Origin of the sequence: Flavobacterium rakeshii, from assembly GCF_009741375.1 — a bacterium.
Classification (GTDB): domain Bacteria; phylum Bacteroidota; class Bacteroidia; order Flavobacteriales; family Flavobacteriaceae; genus Flavobacterium; species Flavobacterium rakeshii.
The window spans coordinates 1-21,773 of sequence record NZ_WOWP01000054.1; the positions used below are offsets into that span (position 1 = coordinate 1).

At 39.7% G+C, this 21,773-nt stretch carries 15 protein-coding genes; 6 read left to right on the top strand and 9 right to left on the bottom strand.

What is annotated here, in order from left to right; all coding sequences use genetic code 11:
- Positions 1 to 160: 160 nt before the first annotated feature.
- The 9 genes from GN157_RS13485 to GN157_RS13525 form a co-directional block, all read right to left on the bottom strand.
- Positions 161 to 739, bottom strand: coding sequence for a hypothetical protein (locus GN157_RS13485; protein WP_157484048.1), 579 nt, complete (start codon positions 737 to 739; stop codon positions 161 to 163).
- 53 nt (positions 740 to 792) lie between these two features.
- Positions 793 to 2,022, bottom strand: coding sequence for a BaiN/RdsA family NAD(P)/FAD-dependent oxidoreductase (locus GN157_RS13490; protein ID WP_157484049.1), 1,230 nt, complete (start codon positions 2,020 to 2,022; stop codon positions 793 to 795).
- Complete coding sequence (locus tag GN157_RS13495) at positions 2,019 to 2,705, bottom strand: glycerophosphodiester phosphodiesterase (protein ID WP_157484050.1); 687 nt, start codon at positions 2,703 to 2,705, stop codon at positions 2,019 to 2,021. Before GN157_RS13495 ends, GN157_RS13490 begins: the two co-directional genes overlap by 4 nt.
- A gap of 94 nt (positions 2,706 to 2,799) precedes the next feature.
- The gene (locus GN157_RS13500) at positions 2,800 to 4,230 is read right to left on the bottom strand and encodes an alpha-amylase family glycosyl hydrolase (protein WP_157484051.1); all 1,431 of its coding nucleotides are present in this window, start codon (positions 4,228 to 4,230) and stop codon (positions 2,800 to 2,802) included.
- Between the two features lie 5 nt (positions 4,231 to 4,235).
- The gene (locus GN157_RS13505; protein ID WP_157484052.1) at positions 4,236 to 6,071 is read right to left on the bottom strand and encodes a glycoside hydrolase family 13 protein; all 1,836 of its coding nucleotides are present in this window, start codon (positions 6,069 to 6,071) and stop codon (positions 4,236 to 4,238) included.
- 112 nt (positions 6,072 to 6,183) lie between these two features.
- Entirely contained in the window at positions 6,184 to 8,493 is a 2,310-nt protein-coding gene (locus GN157_RS13510; RefSeq protein ID WP_157484053.1) for a glycoside hydrolase family 65 protein, read from the bottom strand.
- A 1-nt stretch (position 8,494) separates the two neighbouring features.
- Complete coding sequence (pgmB, locus tag GN157_RS13515; protein ID WP_035135983.1) at positions 8,495 to 9,151, bottom strand: beta-phosphoglucomutase; 657 nt, start codon at positions 9,149 to 9,151, stop codon at positions 8,495 to 8,497.
- A 13-nt stretch (positions 9,152 to 9,164) separates the two neighbouring features.
- Positions 9,165 to 10,523 (bottom strand): MFS transporter, encoded by a 1,359-nt coding sequence (locus tag GN157_RS13520; protein ID WP_157484054.1) that lies wholly within the window; start codon positions 10,521 to 10,523, stop codon positions 9,165 to 9,167.
- A 204-nt stretch (positions 10,524 to 10,727) separates the two neighbouring features.
- Positions 10,728 to 11,750, bottom strand: coding sequence for a LacI family DNA-binding transcriptional regulator (locus tag GN157_RS13525; protein WP_157484055.1), 1,023 nt, complete (start codon positions 11,748 to 11,750; stop codon positions 10,728 to 10,730).
- A 226-nt stretch (positions 11,751 to 11,976) separates the two neighbouring features.
- Between GN157_RS13525 and GN157_RS13530 the strand changes: the two genes are divergently transcribed.
- The 6 genes from GN157_RS13530 (at position 11,977) to GN157_RS13555 (ending at position 21,734) form a co-directional block, all read left to right on the top strand.
- Positions 11,977 to 15,063, top strand: coding sequence for a SusC/RagA family TonB-linked outer membrane protein (locus GN157_RS13530; RefSeq protein ID WP_197429462.1), 3,087 nt, complete (start codon positions 11,977 to 11,979; stop codon positions 15,061 to 15,063).
- A 20-nt stretch (positions 15,064 to 15,083) separates the two neighbouring features.
- The gene (locus GN157_RS13535) at positions 15,084 to 16,631 is read left to right on the top strand and encodes a RagB/SusD family nutrient uptake outer membrane protein (RefSeq protein ID WP_157484056.1); all 1,548 of its coding nucleotides are present in this window, start codon (positions 15,084 to 15,086) and stop codon (positions 16,629 to 16,631) included.
- A 16-nt stretch (positions 16,632 to 16,647) separates the two neighbouring features.
- A complete protein-coding gene (locus tag GN157_RS13540; protein ID WP_197429463.1) occupies positions 16,648 to 17,733 on the top strand; it encodes a SusE domain-containing protein in 1,086 nt (361 codons plus the stop codon).
- A gap of 45 nt (positions 17,734 to 17,778) precedes the next feature.
- Complete coding sequence (locus GN157_RS13545; protein WP_157484058.1) at positions 17,779 to 20,646, top strand: alpha-amylase family glycosyl hydrolase; 2,868 nt, start codon at positions 17,779 to 17,781, stop codon at positions 20,644 to 20,646.
- 135 nt (positions 20,647 to 20,781) lie between these two features.
- A complete protein-coding gene (locus tag GN157_RS13550; RefSeq protein ID WP_157484059.1) occupies positions 20,782 to 21,327 on the top strand; it encodes a hypothetical protein in 546 nt (181 codons plus the stop codon).
- A 32-nt stretch (positions 21,328 to 21,359) separates the two neighbouring features.
- Positions 21,360 to 21,734 (top strand): hypothetical protein, encoded by a 375-nt coding sequence (locus tag GN157_RS13555; protein WP_157484060.1) that lies wholly within the window; start codon positions 21,360 to 21,362, stop codon positions 21,732 to 21,734.
- Positions 21,735 to 21,773 lie beyond the last annotated feature (39 nt).

The following is a 21,773-nucleotide window of genomic DNA, read 5'->3' on the forward strand; positions in this document are numbered from 1 at the left end:
CATGTTGTAATCCTTTTGACTACGCTTTATGCGTGTAATTGCTTTGTCTTTCATAATAAGTCGAATTTGTGTCAACTTATTTCAGGACGAGACACATTTATACAAAAAGCCCCTTCCAAAAAGAAGGGGCTTTTCCACATAATAGAATATACCTAAGCAGTTAATTTTTTAAAATTACTATCCAATCCCAGTCAGCCGGATCTCCTATACCTACGCTTGGCGTATATAAAAACAGGTTGACTTTTGCCTGCGGATTTATCATCCTGTATTGTTTTACAAGGCTAAGATTCTCTATAGCGTTCCAAATACCCTCATAATCTATTACTTCTGGATACATATGCTCTGGATAATCTCCATAAGGAACCAATGCAAACTCTGATGAAGCAGGCATTTCGACTGCATTTTGTGCTGAAGAAAATTCCTCCGGGGCATTCATCGATTCAGGATAGCTTATTATCCCTAACCCCATCCATATAATATCACCAGCAAAAATAGGCATGTTTACCTCATCATAATTTAGGGTAATATCGCCAAAATCTCCCGGTGGATGATAGACCGTTGAAATAGTAAAGTTTTCATTATCCGGAAAAACTAGTTCTTTCCCTCCTTCAAAGGTATTGGTAAGCAAGTCCACTTTTAAAAGTAATACTTTATTTTCCGCATCGACCATAGTGTTAGAATCACCTGAACAGGCAACTGTTAATATACCTGCAACTAATAGTAAAAATAATTTTTTCATAGCTTATAATTAATTGGTTTTTAATTAGATGCTACAAATAAATAATGGTTGCGTTAATTTTTTAGGAAATGCTCTAAAACCGATTGTGCAGCTATGTATCCTCCCGTCCAGGCATTCTGGAAGTTAAAACCTCCGGTAATGGCATCTATGTTAAGTATCTCCCCTGCAAAATAAAGATCCTTTTGCATTTTGCTCTCCATGGTTTTAAAGTTTACTTCCTTTAATTCAATACCGCCCGCAGTAACAAATTCCTCCTTAAACGTACTTTTGCCGTTTACTTTAAACTCACCGTTTACCAACTGAGCAACCAATGCCAGTAACTGTACCTTAGAAACATCTGCCCAGCGTGCTTCTGCAGAAATCCCTGCTGCATTGACAAGGCTATGCCATAAACGGTTAGGAAAATCAAACGGACAGTATTTTACAACGGTTTTTTTAGGCTGATTTTGTTTTAAGTCCCATAGGGTTTCTTCACATTCTTCAAAACCAGTTTCGTTAAGCCAGTTTACCTGTAGTGTAAACTGATAGTTTTTATCAAAAAGCTCACGGGCACCCCAGGCCGAAACCCTTAATATACCGGGACCACTCATACCCCAGTGGGTTATAAGCAACGGACCCGATGCATTTAGTTTAGTTCCCTTTACCTTAACGGAAGCCACCGCCGATATCCCCATCAAATCTTTAATTCGCGGATCTTTTATATTGAAAGTGAACAATGATGGTACAGGGGGTACTATAGTATGCCCCAGCTCGTGCATCATGTCCCACATTTTAGGATTGCTCCCTGTAGTCATTACCAGTTTTGCAGATAAATAAGTCTCTTTTTGGGTTTCAATTTTCCAGTAATCTTCTGCCTTGTATATGTTTTGAATGCTTTCTCCGGTTAGTACCTGTATTCCTAAATTTGCGGTTGCATTTAAAAAACAGTCTATAATGGTTTGTGAGCTGTCGGTTACAGGGAACATCCTTCCGTCTTCCTCAATTTTAAGTTCCACACCATGCCTTTCAAACCATTCAATGGTATCACCCGAACAAAAACGGTTAAAAGGTCCTTTTAGCTCCCTTTCCCCACGGGGATAGAACTTCGCTAAATCATTAGGAATAAAACAGGCATGGGTTACATTACACCTGCCCCCACCCGAAATACGGACTTTAGATAATACCTCCTTACCCCTTTCCAGTATGGCTATTTTAAGTTTAGGGTTACCTTCGGCTATATTAATTGCCGTAAAAAATCCGGCAGCACCCCCGCCGGCAATCACTACATCAAAACTTTTACTCATAAACGTTCGGGATAGTCAGACATAATTCCGTCAACCTCATATAATTTCATTCGTTCAATATCTTCAGGCTCATTTACAGTCCAGGTATAAACTTTATAACCTGCCTGCTGAGCTTTTTTCACATTGCTTTCGGTAAGCAGTGAAAAGTGCGGGTGTATGGCTTTTGCCGAAAACTCCTGCGCCCATCTCCACGCCTGGGTAACACTGGCCTGTGTTAGTATCCCTAAATGGATATTAGGGTTTATATCGTGCATTACCATTAGCTCTTCCCTCTGGAAGCTGGACACTATAAAGTCGTTATACGTAAAGCCCTTTTCGGCAATGTACTTTTCCATAAGCTCTGAAACCGGAACCGCCGTATGGCGTCCCTTTAGTTCAATATTCAGGAAGCATTTCTTACCTGCCAAATCAAGTACCTCTTCCAGTGTAGAGATTGTATGCTCTCCTTCTACTGCTAGTGCCTTTAGTTCGGCAAGTGTCATTTTATGCACTTCTCCCGAGCCGTTTGTTGTCCTGTCTACAGTAAAGTCGTGTATTACCACCAGTTCTCCGGTACTGCAAACATGAACATCAAGCTCCAATCCGTTTACCCCCATATCGAGCGCATACTGAAAAGAAGCCAGCGTATTTTCGGGCAAGTGAGCTTTTGCTCCCCTATGCCCTATTTTAAGGATTTGTGACATACCTGAATATTTTTGTAAAGATACTCCTAAATATACAAAAAAGCACAGGCAGAAAACTACCTGTGCTACTCTAACAACTATTTATGAGAAAAAATTACTTTGTGAGTATCCAATATTGCCAAGGGTCAAACTTTTGCTCCTGGCCGGGAGCAAGCTGTACCTTTTCGCCTGTAATGTAGTTGGTATAAGTACCTTCTACAGGTAGGGTAAAGGTTTGAGCATCCTTAGTAAGGTTAGCTACAAAAATTATTTTTTCACCATCTTTTTCTCTTGCAAAAGCAAGAATATTTTTATCTGCAGAAGTCGCTATCCTGTTATAATCAGCAGGGTGCTTTCCTCCGTTTAATGCTTCGTTAGTATTTTTAAGTACGCCCAGTTTTTCATAAATCCCGAACATCTTCCCTTTCTTGTGAGAAATCTCATCTTTCTCAAAGAACTTTAAACGGCGTTCAAAATCATATTCCTGACCCGTATAGATAAGTGGCATACCCGGCATTATATAGGTTAATGCTGCAAAAGCCTCGGCAGCATCGCCCATTCTTTCATACTCACTACCGTTCCATGCATTCTCATCATGGTTTGAAGTAAAGTTCATCCAGATATCCTCCGTCTTGTAATCCTTAGCCTGCTGTGCCATAAGGGCATCCCAGTCCGCTACTGTTTTTTCTCCTTTTGCAATATCATTCATTAGGTGGTGGGCATTCCAGCCATACCCCATGTCAAATATTCCGTTAAAAAGATAAGATTTATTAGACTCCATAAGCATAAACACAGGCTTTACTTCTTTAAGCTTAGGAACGGCAAATTGCCAAAAATCTGTAGGGACATTATCGGCGACATCACAACGGAAACCGTCAATATTATGTTCCTTAACCCAATACAGCATTTCGTTTTTCATAGGCTCATACAACACTTTGCTTGTATAATCCAAATGCGCCACATCGGTCCAGCCCCAGCTTTCACCTGTTTCAGGGTTAAGCGGATCGGTCACCTCTCCTTTGGCATTTTTATGATAATATTCAGGATGTTCGGTAATCCATTTATGATCCCAACCTGTATGGTTAGCCACCCAGTCCAGTATTACATACATACCGTTTTCGTGTGCTGTATTTACCAGATTCTGAAAATCTTCTATTGTACCCAAATCAGGATTTATAGCTGTATAATCAGAAATGGCATAATAACTCCCTAAGTATTTTTTACGCTCTTCCGGATCCTGTATGTCCTCTACCGAAAGGTCTCCGGTAGCTTTCCTGTTTTTCATGGAAATAGGGTAAACCGGCATAAGCCATACTATTTTAACTCCCAGTTTTTTAAGTTCAGGAATATCTTTGGCAAAAGCATTAAAAGTTCCTTCCGGCGAATAGTTACGGATGTTAGCCTCATAGATAACGCTGTTCTCCATCATGGCATCACTAACCGGAGCAAGGGTTGCAAATTCAGTTTTGGTCTTATCCTGATTTTTCAGAGTTTTACAACTTATAAAAGTCGCAAGAAAAATCCCTAAAAGAATTGTTTTCCTCATATCTCTTATTTTAGTTCCAGTACCATAACCGATTTTGGTTCCATGCTAATTTCGTTAGCAAGGTTTACTTTCTTTCCGGTAATCACATCGGTACCTGTTGTGTAGTTTTTAATGTTTTCGGCAAAACGTACAGTACTAAAAGTTCTTGTTTCACTACTGTTGTTCATCACTACCATTACACTCTCTTTTGTGTTATGCCTAAAGTACACATACACATTATTGTCCGGCAGGTAATGAGTGGTTTTACCGTTATGGATAACCTCCTTATTTTTTCTCCAGTTCAGCATTTTTGAAGTAAACTCAAAAAACTGCTGCTGTTGTGCAGTACGACCTGATTTGGTAAAGGCATTGTTACTATCACCGTTCCATCCGCCCGGAAAATCCCTGCGAATATCGGCATCCCCTTTACTTTTATCTCCCGCCATACCTATTTCACTACCATAATATATTTGCGGAATACCACGCACGGTAGCAATAAGGGTTAACGCCATTTTGTATTTGTTTAGGTCGCCTTTATATATCTCGTTAAAACGGCCTGTATCATGGTTTTCCATAAATACAAGAATGCTGTTTACATTTGGATATAAAAAGTCGTTAGTGAAGTTATCATACACCCTTTGCATACCGGCATCCCAGCCTGAATGGTCTTCGTTAAACACTCCGCCAATGGCATCGTGCAGGGTAAAGTCCATTACACTTGGCAGGTAAGAATTATAGCTTTGTATAGCCGCTACTTTACTGTCTTTTTGCCAGTAGGCCATTTGCGCCTGATCGTGCATCCAAACCTCACCTACAATATTGAAGTCAGGATATTCATCTGTTATAGCTTTTGTCCATTTGGCAATACCTTCTTTATCGTTGTACGAATAAGTATCTACACGGAAACCGTCAAGATCGGCATACTCAATCCACCAAATGGCATTTTGTGTAAGATAGTTTAACACCAATGGGTTAGACTGATCTAAATCGGGCATTGAAGGTACAAACCAACCGTCCATACACTGCCTGGCATCGGTTTTTGATGCATTTGGGTCGAACTGAGTTGTCATCCTGTAATTGGACTGCGAATACCCCGGAAACTGGTGAATCCAGTTGTATGAAGGCAAATCCTTATACATCCAGTGTTCTGCTCCCCAGTGATTGGTTACATAGTCCATTACCAGTTTCATATCGCGCTTTTTAAGCTCTGCCGAAAGGCGTACATAATCTTCATTAGTACCATACCTTGGATCTATCCTGTATACATCACTTTGTGCATAACCATGGTATGAATAACCTTTATCGTTATCCTCACAAAGTGGCGTACTCCATACGGCTGTTACCCCAAGTTCTTCCAGATAATCAAGGTTTTTGATAATCCCCTCGATATCTCCACCATGCCTTCCGTTTGGCTGACTCCTGTCGGCTTTCTCGTTTAGCTCTTTACTGGTGTCGTTACTAGGGTTACCGTTTGCAAAACGATCGGGCATTAAAAGGTAAATCACGTCCGATGCATCAAAACTATTTTTCTGCGAAGCCTCTTCCTTCCTTTCCTTAAGCATGTATTTCTCACTGAAAGCCGTTTTGTTTTTACTGTTCTTAAAGTCAAAAACAAGCTCTCCGGCAGGAAGTCCTTTAGTATCTATGGTCACAAAAACATAGTTTGGATTTTCGGTTTTGATTACGTTGTTAATAAGCACTCCGTCGCATACCGGCTGGTATTGTGCTATGTTTTTTCCGTAAAACATAATTTGCAGTTCGGGGTTATGCATGCCGCTCCACCAAAAAGGCGGTTCTACCCTGTTTGCCTGTGCAAAAGTGAAAGCACAGCTAAAAAGTAATAGATAAAATATTTTTTTCATTTGTTTGTTTTTATTCCCCTCTTTAGAGGGGTGGCTGAAAGCCGGGGTGGTTCTTACAGCTCCATTAATAAACAAAACCTACAAGGTCGAAGAGACCTTGCAGGTTAAATCATTATATTGTTACTGCCTTGTTTGGCTCTACTTTAACTTCTTTACCATGTACAAATACGGTAAGTTCCTTATCACCTTCAAGGTCAAAACGTGTTTCTCCCGAATGCACCGATATCTTCACGATTTGGTTCCTGAAATTGATTTTGAACGAATACCCTTCCCACTGTTCAGGGATTCTAGGCTCAAAATGAAGGTTTCCGTTTTTAACACGCATTCCTCCAAAACCTTCTACAATACTCATCCAGGTACCTGCCATACTGGTAATATGAAGCCCTTCCTTTACCTCTTTGTTATAATCGTCAAGATCAAGGCGTGATGTTCTAAGATAGAATGTATAGGCCTGCTCCATCCTGTCCAGTCCGGCTGCCTGTATAGAGTGTACACATGGCGAAAGCGATGACTCATGTACCGTGAACGGTTCATAGAATTCGAAGTGCTTCTCAAGATCTTCTCTTGTAAAATGGTCTTCAAAGAAATAAAAGCCCTGTAATACATCTGCCTGTTTGATGTATGGCGAACGAAGAATTCTGTCCCATGACCATTTTTGATTAATAGGCCTTTGTGAACGGTCAAGGTCGCTTACCCTTACCATTTCCTTATCAAGGAAACCGTCCTGCTGCAGGAATACACCATGCTCTTCCGAATACGGGAAGTACATATTATCGGCTACTTTCTGCCATTGCTGAATTTCTTCGGCAGTAAGATTGGTTAACCCCATTATACGGCTATGATCTACAGTAAACTCATCTTTCACCTTAGTGATATTCTCTATAGCATAGTTAATACACCATTGTGCGATATAGTTAGTATACCAGTTGTTGTTTACGTTGTTCTCATACTCGTTAGGCCCTGTTACACCAAGTATAACATACTTATTTTTAGCTATAGAGAACGTAGCCCTTTGATGCCAAAAACGTGCAATACCAATTAAAACCTCAAGTCCTTTTTCCGGAATGTAGCTGTAATCTCCGGTAAAGCGGTAGTAGTTGTATATGGCAAAAGCAATGGCTCCGTTACGGTGAATTTCCTCAAAGGTAATTTCCCACTCGTTGTGGCATTCCTCCCCATTCATGGTAACCATAGGGTATAGTGCAGCACCGTTAGTAAAACCAAGTTTTTGTGCATTCTCTATAGCTTTCCCTAACTGGTTGTGACGATAGGTTAACAGGTTACGTGCCACCTGCTGGTCTTTAGTTGCCATGTAGAACGGAATACAGTAAGCCTCGGTGTCCCAATAGGTACTACCTCCGTATTTCTCACCTGTAAATCCTTTAGGCCCTATATTAAGCCTTGGGTCTTTACCCAAATAGGTTTGGTTTAACTGGAAAATATTAAAGCGGATACCCTGTTGTGCTTTTACATCTCCATCAATAGTAATATCGGCCATTTCCCAAATACCTGCCCAAGCCTGTTTCTGTTCTTCAAGTAAGGCATCATATCCTTTGCTAACGGCATTAGCAATTACATTTTTGGCAGCATCAATTAATGCTCCTTCTTCATGGTTAAGGGATACGGTATAACCACCAAATTTCACAATGGCAGCCGTTTCACCCTGCTTGGCATCTACACTATAACTAAACTGAACCTTATCGTTAGTCGCTACAGTATCCTCTGCCACAGCAACTACTTCTGCACCGTTAAGCAGCAAACCGTTGTGCATATAGGTAGCAGCCGTAAAATGTGTTTTGAAAGTACGTGCCGTTACAAAGGCATCGTTACCGGAATGCTGTACATCCAGCGGTTCCCAAAACTTCTCTTCCCAGTTGGCATCTTCATTTTTCACCCCTGCATCCACATAAGGTTTGTATGTGATTTGTGTCGACTGGTTAAGCGGAGTTACCTCATATTTTATAACACCAAGCTCATCTGAAACCAGGGATAAAAACCTCCTAACGTTTACTGCTACTTCTGTACCGTTTTGCAGTACTGCTGTAAACGAACGGTTGTACCACCCTTCTTTCATGTTAAGCTCGCGCTTGTAATTTTTTATTTCTTTACAGGTATTAAGGTCTAATGCTTCACCGTTTACCTGTACCTCTATACCAATCCAGTTTGGTGCATTTAAAACTTTTGCAAAGTATTCCGGGTAGCCGTTTTTCCACCATCCCACTTTAGTCTTGTCGGGATAGTAAACACCTGCTATGTAGCTCCCCTGAAAGGTTGGGCCCGAATAGTGCTCCTCAAAATTGGCACGCTGACCCATAGCTCCGTTACCGATACTAAACAGACTCTCGGATGATTTTACCCTGTCTGCCTCAAACCCTTCTTCTATTATCGACCAATTATCCGGTACTATATAATCCTGATTCATTTTATTCGTTTACTAAGGTTTTTAAAAAGTTGTTGTCGATTTCAGTAAAATCGTTGAAGTTAAATCGGGCTTCGTTCAGGATGTCTTTATGTCCTATGCCCACACTTACCATATTTGCAATATTTGCAGCCTGTACACCCGCCACCGAATCTTCAAAAACGATGGAATCCTGTGCCGTTTTGCCCAGCAGTTGTGCTGCCCTTACAAAAACCTCTGGATCGGGCTTTGCATTGGTAACATCGTTACCGTCTACAATAGCGTCAAAATAATGCAGTATGTTTACCTTTTCCAGTATTGGCCTTGCATTTTTACTTGCAGAGCCCAATGCTATAAGCTGACCGTTTTCCTTTAAAAAATCAAGTACCGGCACTACCCCTTCCAAAATTTCATCTTCTTTCATATTGGTAATGTACCCCAGGTAGTCCTCGTTTTTTTCTACAAGCCACTTATCCTTATCTTCCTGTGAGGCCTCAATGTTCCCTAAACCTAAAATGATTTCAAGGGAGCGCACGCGGCTCACACCCTTTAATAATTCGTTATGTTCGTGCGTAAAGTCAATACCCAGCTGTGCAGCTATTTTTTGCCAGGCTAAATAGTGGTATTTTGCAGTATCTACAATAACCCCGTCAAGGTCGAATATAAATGCTTTCTGCTTCATTTAGTCTTTTCTGTTATAATATTTCTGAATTCGATTTTAGGTCGTCTACGTCTTTTACCCTAAACACAAGCATTGCCGCTATAATAAGACTCACACCGCTTGTTACAATGGCAAAAATGGCATCGTTGTTATAAAGGTATTTAACCATAGGGCCGCCTATAAGGGCATTTATGATTTGAGGAATTACGATAAAGAAGTTGAATATCCCCATATAAACTCCCATTTTTAAAGGAGGTATGGATCCTGCCAGTATTGCATAAGGCATAGCCAGTATACTGGCCCATGCAATACCTACACCTATCATTGGGAGTATGGCCCAATACTCATCTGAAACAAAGTAGATGGAGATAAGGGAAATCCCTCCAATAATTAGAGAAATGGTATGAGTTAGTTTTCTTCCTATATTTCTGGCTATTACAGGTAATGCAAAAGCAAAAATACCAGCCACCAGATTGTATACTCCAAAAAGCACCCCTACCCAGTCTCCGGCATCATTGTATGCCTGGCTTGAGGTATCATCAATTGCCAGTCCGTAAATATGATGGGCAATTGCAGGAGTGGTAAACACCCACATGCCAAAAAGCCCGAACCATGAGAAAAACTGTACCCAGCTTAACTGTCGCATGGTAACCGGCATATGCCTAAAGTCTGTAAAGATGTCTGTAAGCTTTGGTTTGTTAACCGGTGCAGGGATTTCATTTGCAGGGTCTTCAAAGGCTTTCAGTTCTTGGGGAGTATATTCTTTGGTTGTAGCAACAGTTATAATTATCGTTAATACAAGTATGGCTGCCCCTATAATAAAAGAAAGGGTTAGGTTTAAAGGCACCCCATTATTAACCGACTCATTTGAAACTCCAAACCAGTTTGTTAACGCATAAGGCAACCACGAACCTATAACAGCACCAAAACCTATAAGTACTGTTTGCATACTAAAACCTAATGTTCTTTGGTCTGTATGCAGGTTATCGGCAATAAGGGCCCTAAAAGGCTCCATAGCAATATTAAAGGAGGCATCCATAATCATGAGCATACCTGCCCCAACCCATAATGTGGGGAAAACTGCTGTAAAAATATCTGCCTGTGGCATTAATATTAAACCTACCGAAGCAAGTACTGCTCCTACAAGGAAGAATGGTCTTCTCCTGCCCAGCTTTGTCCATGTATTATCGCTGTAGTGACCTACTATAGGCTGTACGATTAACCCCATAAGCGGAGCTACAATCCAAAACCAGGAAAGCTCGTGCACCTCGGCACCAAATGTTTGGAGAATACGGCTGGCAAAGCCATTTTGCAGGGCAAAACCCATTTGTATTCCCAGGAAACCGAAACTCATGTTCCATATTTCCCAGAAACCTAATTTACGCTTTTCCATTATCGTAATTTAAAATTCATAATACGATAAGCGCGTAGCTTATCAAAACTTACTTTTTGTTGCGAAGTGAAGTATAAGCTTTGATAATCAGTGACAAATATATAGCATTTTTAATGTACAAATGCCGTTTTAAATATTAATTTTTTTATTGAATAGTGTAAAATTAAAAAAATAAATGATTGAAATACAACCAGATAAACAAAACTACAACGTTGGCGTAGATTCTCTTTCCACCAGGTGTGTTTCTATAACTTCGGTGCGGTAATGCTCGTCTTCTTCCTCCATTTCAAGTCGGTCAATAAGCATTTTTGCAGCGCTTCTGCCCATCTTTATACCGTTTTGGCTAACAGTTGTAATAGCCGGGCTGGAGAACTGCGAAATAATACCATCGGTAAACCCTATTACCGAAAGATCATCAGGTACATTAACCCCCATTTTAGCTGCCATTTTTATACAGGTTACGGCAAACAGCTCGTTAACCGCAAATATGGCATCGGGCTTTTGTTCTTCCAGAAGTCGTTCTATTTTAACCGAGCAGTTGTCTATATCTTCTATCTTAACAATCATGTCCTCTTCGGCCATCATATTATTATCCCTAAGGGCTTTAAGATAACCTTCGGTTCTTAGCTTGCCTACACTCACATAGTCTACCGTGGTAACAAGGGCTACTTTTTTAAATCCTTTATTAATAAGGTAGTCTACCGCTTCATAAGCCGCCATTTGGTCGTCTATAATTACCTTATCACAAAAAACATCGTTAGTAATTCTGTCAAACATTACTACAGGCATTCCCTGGTTAATAACCTCTACTATGTGGTGAAAATCCTTTTTAAGCTGGGTTTCCTTTGAGAGCGACATAATAAAACCGTCTATACTCCCCGTAGCAAGCATTTCCATGTTGATTACCTCCTTATCAAACGACTCATCCGAAAGACACACAATTACATTATATCCGTTTTCGTTTGCCACCTGCTCTATACCGCTAATAACAGTAGCAAAAAAGTGATGTACAATTTCCGGTATTATAATGCCAATGGTCTTCGTTTTCTTGTTTTTAAGACTTAGGGCAATATTATTAGGCTTGTAATTATATAGTTTCGCAAATGCCTGAACCTTTTGCTTTGTATCTTCACTAATTTCAGGACTGTTTCTCAGCGATTTAGACACTGTAGAGATAGATACATCCAGTTCCCTTGCAATTTGCTTTAGAGTGACTTTTCTTTTCATTTCGTCGATAAAAAATAACTTTTCGTAACTAAAGGTAGTTTTAATTTTTATTAGTCGCAATATTTCCACCTAAATATTGTAAATTAAAGAAAGTTTTCAACACGCAAACGTTTTCGGTAGGGTGTAATTACGAAAACGTTTTTTTATGAGGAGATTTTACATAATTTTAACATACGAAGTGAATTATAAGCAAAAACAAAACACAAAATTAACCCAAACAAATTGTATGAGAACAACGTATAAAAAGTTATTGCTTTTATTACTACTGTTACCATTTAGCGTGCTGGCTCAGAGCACCTTATCGGGAACTGTAAGTGATAGTGCAACCGGGGAACCTCTCCCTGGAGTTAATGTAATTGTTGAGGGTACAACTAACGGTGTCGCAACAAACATAGACGGTAAATATTCGCTGTCTGATGTTAAGAGCGGAGACATTATTGTATTCAGCTTTATCGGTTATGCCGATCAGGTTATACAATACAACGGAGAAGCGACCTTAAATGTTGTATTACAGGAAGATTCCACTCAACTTGAAGAGGTAGTAGTTATAGGTTATGGTACTACTACTAAAAAAGATGCTACAGGTGCTTTAACCACTGTAACTTCAAAAGACTTTACAAAAGGAGCCGTTATGAGTTCTGACCAGCTTATTGTTGGTAAAGCTCCGGGTGTAAGAATTACAAATGCAGGTGGTGCGCCGGATTCGGCACCAAACATCAGGATTAGGGGCGGAAGTTCGCTTTCGGCAAACAACAACCCTCTTATCATTATAGATGGTATACCTATTGATAACGTTAACCCTGCAGGTGTAAATAACCCTTTATCATTGGTTAACCCTAACGATGTAGAATCGTTTACCATACTTAAAGATGCTTCGGCAACTGCTATTTATGGTTCAAGGGCTTCTAACGGTGTAATTATCATTACTACTAAAAAAGGTACTTCGGGAGCACCTAAATTCAATTATTCATCGTATGTAGCTATAGGTAAAGCTAATGACCTTGTTAATATGATGGACAGTGCTTCTTTCGTTAGATTTATTCAGGAATACCATCCTGATTTCACTAACTACCTTGGTGTGGACGACCCTACTACCGATGCGGTAGATGATCCAAATACTGCTGCTATTGAAGGACGCAGAATATATGACACTAACTGGCAGAAAGAGATTTTAAGAACCTCTATCTCTACAGATCATAACTTTAGCGCAACCGCTAATCTTTTCGGGAAAGTACCTTTTAGAGGATCTGTAGGTTATACCAAAAATGAAGGGGTAGTTAAAACAAATGATTACGAGCGTTATACTACATCTTTAAAATTCAGTCCTACTTTTTTTGATGATCACTTAAAAGTAGATGTTAATGCTAAAGGTTTCTGGATTGACAAAAACACTGTAGATGAAGGTGGCGCTATAGGTGGTGCCCTTAACATGGATCCTACAAAACCAATTTATGCCGACAGTGACGTAAACAACTTTGGCGGATACTACCAAAACACTACTGATCGTGAAGATTCTAACCCTTATGATTTTGACGGACAATACAATCCCGTAAATCTTTTACAGGAAAGAAGAAGACCGGAGGTGGTTAACAAGTTTATTGGTAACGCACAGTTTGATTACAAAATGCACTTTTTACCTGAGTTAAGAGCAATTGTGAACTTAGGTGCAGAGGCATCGAGAGCAAAAATACTGGAACAGTACAGCGACTATGCATTTGCTACATATCAATATGACAACGATAACAGTGCTTTCATATTTAACCCTGGTGTTAACTACAGGGAGACACAACATATAACGAACAAAACTTTAGACTCTTATCTTGCCTATACTAAAAACTTCTCTGGTTTTTTAACCCGAGTTGATGCTCAGGCCGGATACTCTTACCAAAGTTTTGTGAACGATGGCTACAAAACACTTTACCAATACAATACCCAAACAGGTATTAGAGAGGTAAAAGAAAATGAGGCTAACCCTCAAAACAGGTATTACAACAAAATGGTTTTACAATCATTTTTTGGCCGTGCTAATGTTGACTTATTAGACAAATACCTTTTCACATTCACATTAAGAGCAGACGGATCATCTCTTTTCCGTGAAGACAAGCGTTGGGGCTACTTCCCTGCTGTAGGTGCAGCATGGAGAATTACCGATGAGTCTTTCCTTAAAAATAACAAAACCATTAAAAATCTTAAACTTCGTTTAGGTTATGGTATTACAGGTCAGCAGGATATTACAGGCATTGGAGGTTTTTACCCTAGTTCGGCTATTTTTAGTCCTGGTGATACAAACAGCCAGTACCTACCGGGCACAATAACTTACAGCGCAAACCCTTTTAATGATCAGTTAACATGGGAAAAAACTACTACTTATAATATTGGTTTAGATTTTGATCTGTTTAACAACAGCCTTATTTCGGGTAGTTTAGAATTATATCAAAGAAATACCGACGATCTTCTTGTACAATCTTCTGTACCTCCGGGACAGTATCTTACTAACGAGATTACACAAAACGTAGGCTCTATGGAGAACAAAGGTGCAGAATTTGCTTTAACAGTAAGACCAATTGTAACTCAGGACTTCACATGGGAAGTATCGGGTAACTTTGCCTACAATATTGGTAAGGTAACAGACCTTAAGGATTTAGAAAGGATAGATGCTACAGAATCTGGTTTACCGGTACAAACAGGTGCAAGAATGGCACGTCACGCAGTAGGTGAACAACCATACTCTGCATGGGTGTTTGAGCAGCTTTATGATGCATCAGGAAACCCTATTGTTGGTGCCTTTAAAGACCGTAACGGTGATGGTGTAATCACTAATGATGACAGATATTATAAAGCATTAAGACCTAACTGGACTTATGGTTTCAGCACTAACTTTACCTACAAAAACCTAGACTTTTCAGCTAGTTTCCACGGACAGGCAGACGGACAGGTTTACAACTCTGCTAAACTTGTAGGGGGATGGGTAGACAGAGCACTGCCTAACAACACTAATAGTCTTAACAATGTAATTAACTTTTATGAAGGTGCCGCAGATCCAAACTTCAGAACCATTAGAGGTAATATTCCGTTATCAGACTACTACCTTGAAAATGCAAGTTTCCTGAGATGTGATAACATCACAGTAGGTTACCGTATTAACAACTTAATAAAAGACGGACAGGGATCATTAAGACTTTATGCAGCTGTTAACAACGCATTCCTTATTACTAACTACTCAGGTCAGGATCCGGAGAACTTTAATGCAATTGATAACAATTTCTATCCGAGACCAAGAATTTACAGCGTAGGCTTAAATTTTGACTTCTAATCAAAAAAATTATTATGAACATGAGAAAACTAAATAAAAAGATAATTCTTGGAATGAGTGCCATGGTACTGCTATTCTCTTCATGTACAGATGATTTGAATACAGAGCCTAAGGTAGAATTATCTATAGAGAACCTGCTGGCAAAAGACCCTGACGCTATAGAAGGACTACTGTCTAAAATGTATGGTACCTTTGCCCTTTCGGGACCTAACGGACCGGGAAGTTCTGATATTTTAGGACCAGACCCTGGTGAGACAGCTTTCCTTAGAGGCATTATAAACCTTCAGGACTTTACTGCCGACGATATGAAAAACCGTTGGGGTGATGATGGTCTTGATCAGTTAACCACTACTTCTAATTGGGACCCTAACAACAAATTCTTTAAATACCTTTACGACAGGGTATATTACATAGTACCACAAACTACAAACATCATCAAAATACTTGATGGTGTGGATGTAGAAAACGAAACACAAATTGTAGGAGAGCTACGTTTTATACGATCGTTAGCTTATTACTACATGATAGACTGTTTTGGTAAAGGTGTTATTGTAAATGAAACCAACTATGGGGAAACTACTCCGCTAAACGAATCTACAAGAACTGAATTATTTGAATTTGTAGAACAGGAATTATTATCTATTGAGGATATAATCCCCGAAACTAACAGCTATGGCAGAGCAAATAAAGCTACTGTACAAATGCTTTTAGCTAAACTTTACCTTAATGCCGAAGTTTATACCGGCACACAACGTTATGACGATGCACTTACTTACACTGTAAAAGTTATTGATGCAGGTTACACTCTTGCTCCTAACTTTGTAAGCCTGTTCTCTGCTGATAACGACAATAATACAGAGATAATTTTCCCTTTAATTGCCGATGCTGTATCTAGCCAGAGTTATGGTAACACTACTTATATAGTAAACGGTTCTCTTAGTACAGAGACTATGAACATACTTGATTTTGGAGCTACCGATGCCTGGACAGGACACAGGGCTACAAAAGCATGGTATGGTCTTTACGAAGATCTTGAAACATCACCAGATGACAGAGCAAAACTGTTCTGGACAGAAGGTCATAACTATGAAATGGAAGATTATAAGGCTTGGGCAGACGGTTATCCGTCAATTAAGTTCAGGAATACAAACTTTAACGGTTCATCAACAGCCACAAGCTTTTCAAGTACTGATTTCCCGTTATTTAGACTTGCCGATGCTTACCTGATGTATGCCGAGTGTACATTAAGAGGTGCTGCAGGAGGTTCTGCCAGCCAGGCTTTAACTTACGTTAACCAAGTAAGAGAGCGTTCGCACGCTACTGCAATATCTGCAGGAGAACTAGACCTTGATTTCATTCTTGACGAAAGAGCAAGAGAGCTTAACCTTGAAGGACACAGAAGAACAGACCTTATCCGTTTTGGCAAATTCACAGGAGGTTCTTACCTGTGGCCTTGGAAGGGGAACACACTAAACGGTACATCTATACCGTCTACATATAAGCTGTTCCCTATTCCGCAAAGTGCCCTACAGGCAAACGTTAACCTAACACAAAACCCAGGCTACTAATTTAAAAATGACCACGATGAAAAAAATATTTAACTTTTCTGTCCTTGCTTTATTATTCATGTCGGTACTGTCATGTTCAAGCGATGATGATATTACGATTGTTGAATCAGACTCTGCTCCGGTACTTATCTCTCCAGAAGACGGCAGCAGTATAGTACTGTCTCCTGACTTAAGTGATAACCCTGCTCTTACCCTTGTATGGGATCACAGTGTTTACACTGTTGACACAGAAATAGATTATACTATCGAAATGGCTGTCGCAGAAACTGATTTTGCTAGTCCTACTATAGCAGGTACAACCACAACTCATGTTTACAGTTTAAATGTAGAAGAGCTAAACACTGTAGCCAGCAATTTAGAACTAACCCCTTTTGAATCATCTGCTGTAGAGGTTAGAATAGTATCTTCACTAGGAGACAACGGTGATTTGGCCATGATTTCAAATGTAATAACAATTAACATCACTCCTTATACTACAGAAAGCCCTAAACTATGGATTCCAGGCGGTTATCAACCTACAAGTGGTTATGGACCGGATGCTTTCACTCATTCTACGGCTCCAACATTGAGCGCTGTTGCATATGGTGATGTGGATTTTGAAGGATACATGTACATTGCAAATGATATTACCAACCCGGACAATGGATTTAAATTCAGTTCACAAGCTAACTGGGACGGAACAAACTACGGACAGGGTACTGCTGATGGTGAACTATCATCAGATGGTGGTGCAGCTAACCTTGTTGCAGACGCAGGATACTACCTTGTTAAAGTAAACACTGATGCTCTTACTTACAGTTTAACTCCTGCTGAGTGGGGTGTTGTAGGCTATGCAACAACAGGAAATGATGACGGATGGAACAACAGTACACCTATGACATACAATATAGATAATAAAGTATGGGAAACGACTATTACATTATCTGACGGTGAGTTTAAATTTAGAGCTAACAATGCCTGGGATATTAATCTAGGTGCAGGTGGAAGTGAAAATAATCTTTCTTATGGAGGGGATAACATTACTGCTACTGCCGGAACCTATAAGATAACTCTGGATTTAAGCAATCCAAGAAACTACACTTATACTATTGAACTTCAATAAAACATAAAAGGGCTGTTTTCACAGCCCTTTTTATCTTTTTATAATATGAAAAAATTTACTCAGCTACTATTTTTATTAACTGCTTCAATAGGCTTTGCACAACAGCAAAATGTTACCTATTCGGTTTCGCCTTCAGAATTCAATGAAGATGACTCTATAACCATCACCATTGAAGGCTCAAGTGTAAACGAGGCCACATGGAACATTACTGATAACGCATTGTACCTATGGGCATGGTCGTACGACCTGAACGACGAAAACTCTATGGACTGCCCTACAAATGGTTCATGGGATAACTCGAGTGAAGCAAACAAATTCACTTACAACTCGGGCGATGACACCTACACCCTAAGCTTTGTACCTACTACTTTTTATAACAGGACAGGTATAGGCTCCATCGGGTTTCTTATAAAAGCAAAAGACGGTAACGGAGATAAAAAGTCTCAGGATATTACTGTGCAGGTAGGTGCTTTTCAGGTAAACCTTACCTCTCCTGCTAATAACAGCAGTACCATATTAACATCGGGCAGTGATTTTGATATTGCTGCTACTAATACCGGTGGTGAAGCAGACTACGAACTGTTTGCTAACGGCGTTAGCATCAACTCGGCAACAGGAGTAAGCACTTATGCTTATACCGATGCTAATATTACCGAGATTAAAAACTACGAACTGGTAGTAACTCATAATGCTAATAGTATTAGCAAAACATTTACGGTTATTGTTAACCCGGGCACTGTTGAAGAGGCAATGCCTCAGGATTATGAAGACGGAATTACCTACAACACTGCCGATGCTACAAAAGCAGTACTTGTTTTAGACGCACCTCTTAAAGACTTTGTCTATGTAGCAGGTAGCTTTAACAACTGGCAGCCTACATCGGCTTATGCCATGAAAAAAGATACAGATTCGGGTAAATTCTGGTTAGAGCTTAACGGGCTTACCGAAGGCGAAGTATACACCTACCAGTACTGGGTAGTAGCCGAAGCTCCGGTTGCAGGTTCTCCTGAACTGGTTAAAACTGCCGACCCATATTCTACACTGGTGCTTTCACCATATGATGATCCTTACATTCCGGCTGCCTCTTACCCTAACCTTCCGGCTTACCCTGCAGGACAGGAAAGAGAAGTAACCGTACTTCAAACAGGTCAGGAAGAATACAACTGGCAGGTTACCGATTTTGTAAAACCTAAAAAAGAAGACCTTATTATATATGAGGTACTTGTTAGGGATTTTGATTCAGACAGAAACTATCAGGACCTGATAGACAAGATAGATTACTTTAAAAACCTGCATATTAATGCCATTGAGCTAATGCCGGTTATGGAGTTTGAAGGCAACGAAAGCTGGGGGTATAACACCTCTTTCCATATGGCTACCGATAAGTTTTACGGTCCATCCGATAAGCTTAAGGAGTTTATAGACCTTTGCCATCAAAACGGTATTGCCGTTATATTAGACGTTGCCCTAAACCATGCGTTTGGTCGTAACCCTATGGTTAGAATGTGGATGGATGACCCTGATGGTGATGGCTGGGGCGGACCAAGCACTGAAAACCCATACTTCAACGTTGAGGCTAAACACTCTTATAATGTAGGTAACGATTTTAACCACCAGCAATCAAGAACTCAAAACTATGTTAGAAGGGTTGTAAAACACTGGATAGAAGAATTCCATATTGATGGTTTCCGTTGGGATCTTACAAAAGGATTCACACAAAACTGTAGTGCTAACGATGAAGCCTGTACCAATGCTTACCAGCAGGACAGGGTGGATATCCTTAAAGAATATGCTGATTACTCGTGGAGTCTTGACCCTACACACTATACTATTTTTGAGCACTTAGGTACTGATGCCGAAGAGCAACAATGGGCTAACTACAAAGTTGACGAAGGCAAAGGTGTAATGATGTGGGGTATAATGAATTCTACATACAACCAGCTTACTATGGGGTATGCAGATAATTCTAACATCAACCGCGTAGGTAGTAACAGCCGTGGCTTTACAGGTAAAAGACTTGTAGGTTATGCCGAAAGCCATGACGAAGAAAGAATAATGTTTAAGAATCTGGAATACGGTAACAGCAACAACCCGGCTCATAATGTAAAAGACCTCAATATAGCGCTTAAACGTATGAGAACTATGGGTGCTGTACTTATTCCGGTACCGGGACCTAAAATGTTGTGGCATTTTGGAGACCTGGGTTGGGAGTACTCTATATATACGTGTAACAATGGTAGTGTAAACATGCCGGGCGGAGACGACGGTGACTGTAAACTTGATACCAAACCACAACCGCAATGGGATGAAGACTGGTTAAACGATGTAGAGCGCCAAAAGGTATACTACACCTGGGGCAAACTTAATTACCTAAAAATACAGGAAGACGTGTTTGAAGGCGATTACACCATTACTCCGTCATCAGGAACATCGCTTACTCCTAAAATACACATATGGAATGATGCGCTTGACGATACTGAGCTTAAAGATGTGGTTATCATATCTAACTTTAACGTAACCGATCAGGCAATAGACCCTGCATTCCCTTATACAGGTACATGGTACAACCTACTGGATAATTCTGAAATAGAAGTTACCAATGTAAATGCTACCATAAACATCCCTGCCGGTGATTTCAGGATATACGGTAATAAACAGGTAGAACTTGGTACAGAGGATTTCACTACTCAAAAAGTAGTACTATACCCTAACCCTGCTACTACACAATTTACTATTAATACAGATGTAAGCCGTGTAGAGATATACAGTATGACAGGGCAACTTGTAAAAACATTTGCCGCCACTCAGGCATTTAACCTATATGATATAAGTATGCTGTCTAAAGGACTGTATATTGTTAATGTAACAGATACAAACAACAATCATAAAACATTAAAATTGGTTAAAGATTAATTTGAGTGAGTTTTAGTTAAGTTTCTCAAAGCCTCCTGCTCTCACAGGAGGCTTTTTGTTATAGTAATCATAAAGAAATGTGAAAAACAAAATGTGTGCGGTAATTTTGCGTTCCTATTTGAAATGAAAATGACAATGAGAATTAACAAAATCGTTCTTTTACTGCTAACAGCAGTATTATTTATTCAGTGTGATACCGTAAACAGTGTATTTGGAGGCAGCTCTAAATCATCATCAAGATCAAAAACTTCCACATCAAGGACCAAAACAAGTACATCAGGCTCCCGCGCCCATTATAACATACAGCACAGGGACGACTTCCTTTCGGTGTCCGACAGGGAGAAGGAAAGCATCCTTAAGGAATCTAAAGCTACCGAAGACCAGTACTCACTGTTAGTATTCACCAAAAACTTTAAAGGTGAGAAAATTGTGGTTACCTCTCAGGAAAAAAAACTTTTTAGCGGTTATCTTATCTCAAACATAAAAACAGGCTATGCCGATAAACTAACGATAGATAATACTAAAGATGTATGGGTATATGACAACCTTACCAAAAAAGAGATTGTGATAGACAGCAAAGAAGCTAAAAAACACAAATTCATCTATCTTCAAAAGGACAACTCGAATAAGGAGAGTCCGTTTATTCTGATTTACAGTAATACCCTAAGGCCTCTGGATTAGTTATTTTTCTATTTTTACAGAAATTTAAAACCATGCCGCTTTCAGACTCTAACCTAAATGCATTAATGCTGCAAATACACGATAATATTGACAGCTACAGCAATACATTAAACGAAGAACTGTCTTACCCTCCCGGAAGTGAACTTACAGAGGAAGAAAAAGAAGAGCTAAAAAAACTAAACCAAAATGCGGTTTTAAAAAGTGCATTGCAAAAAATAACCGCTAACAATGCAGCAGAAGTCGTATTCAGTATATTTAGTCTTCTGGACGGTGTAACCGACCCCGAAGGAGAATGGACAGGGCTTAAACTGGAAGATATAAACGAAAACGAGGAAGAAGATGCTAGCAAGATGCTTCATGATACGTTTTATAATACATATTGGGACTGGAAAGAAAACAACAAATAAAACAGGGTGTAAAATGCATTTTGACTAAAAACATTGTAT

Bases quoted from the DNA above. Each gene is read 5' to 3' on its own strand.
- GN157_RS13500 (WP_157484051.1), bottom strand. From the start codon at position 4,230: ATGAGGAAAACAATTCTTTTAGGGATTTTTCTTGCGACTTTTATAAGT.
- pgmB (WP_035135983.1), bottom strand. From the start codon at position 9,151: ATGAAGCAGAAAGCATTTATATTCGACCTTGACGGGGTTATTGTAGAT.
- GN157_RS13490 (WP_157484049.1), bottom strand. From the start codon at position 2,022: ATGAGTAAAAGTTTTGATGTAGTGATTGCCGGCGGGGGTGCTGCCGGA.
- GN157_RS13495 (WP_157484050.1), bottom strand. From the start codon at position 2,705: ATGTCACAAATCCTTAAAATAGGGCATAGGGGAGCAAAAGCTCACTTG.
- GN157_RS13550 (WP_157484059.1), top strand. From the start codon at position 20,782: ATGAGAATTAACAAAATCGTTCTTTTACTGCTAACAGCAGTATTATTT.
- GN157_RS13520 (WP_157484054.1), bottom strand. From the start codon at position 10,523: ATGGAAAAGCGTAAATTAGGTTTCTGGGAAATATGGAACATGAGTTTC.
- GN157_RS13535 (WP_157484056.1), top strand. From the start codon at position 15,084: ATGAGAAAACTAAATAAAAAGATAATTCTTGGAATGAGTGCCATGGTA.
- GN157_RS13525 (WP_157484055.1), bottom strand. From the start codon at position 11,750: ATGAAAAGAAAAGTCACTCTAAAGCAAATTGCAAGGGAACTGGATGTA.
- GN157_RS13530 (WP_197429462.1), top strand. From the start codon at position 11,977: ATGAGAACAACGTATAAAAAGTTATTGCTTTTATTACTACTGTTACCA.
- GN157_RS13485 (WP_157484048.1), bottom strand. From the start codon at position 739: ATGAAAAAATTATTTTTACTATTAGTTGCAGGTATATTAACAGTTGCC.
- GN157_RS13545 (WP_157484058.1), top strand. From the start codon at position 17,779: ATGAAAAAATTTACTCAGCTACTATTTTTATTAACTGCTTCAATAGGC.
- GN157_RS13540 (WP_197429463.1), top strand. From the start codon at position 16,648: ATGAAAAAAATATTTAACTTTTCTGTCCTTGCTTTATTATTCATGTCG.
- GN157_RS13555 (WP_157484060.1), top strand. From the start codon at position 21,360: ATGCCGCTTTCAGACTCTAACCTAAATGCATTAATGCTGCAAATACAC.
- GN157_RS13505 (WP_157484052.1), bottom strand. From the start codon at position 6,071: ATGAAAAAAATATTTTATCTATTACTTTTTAGCTGTGCTTTCACTTTT.
- GN157_RS13510 (WP_157484053.1), bottom strand. From the start codon at position 8,493: ATGAATCAGGATTATATAGTACCGGATAATTGGTCGATAATAGAAGAA.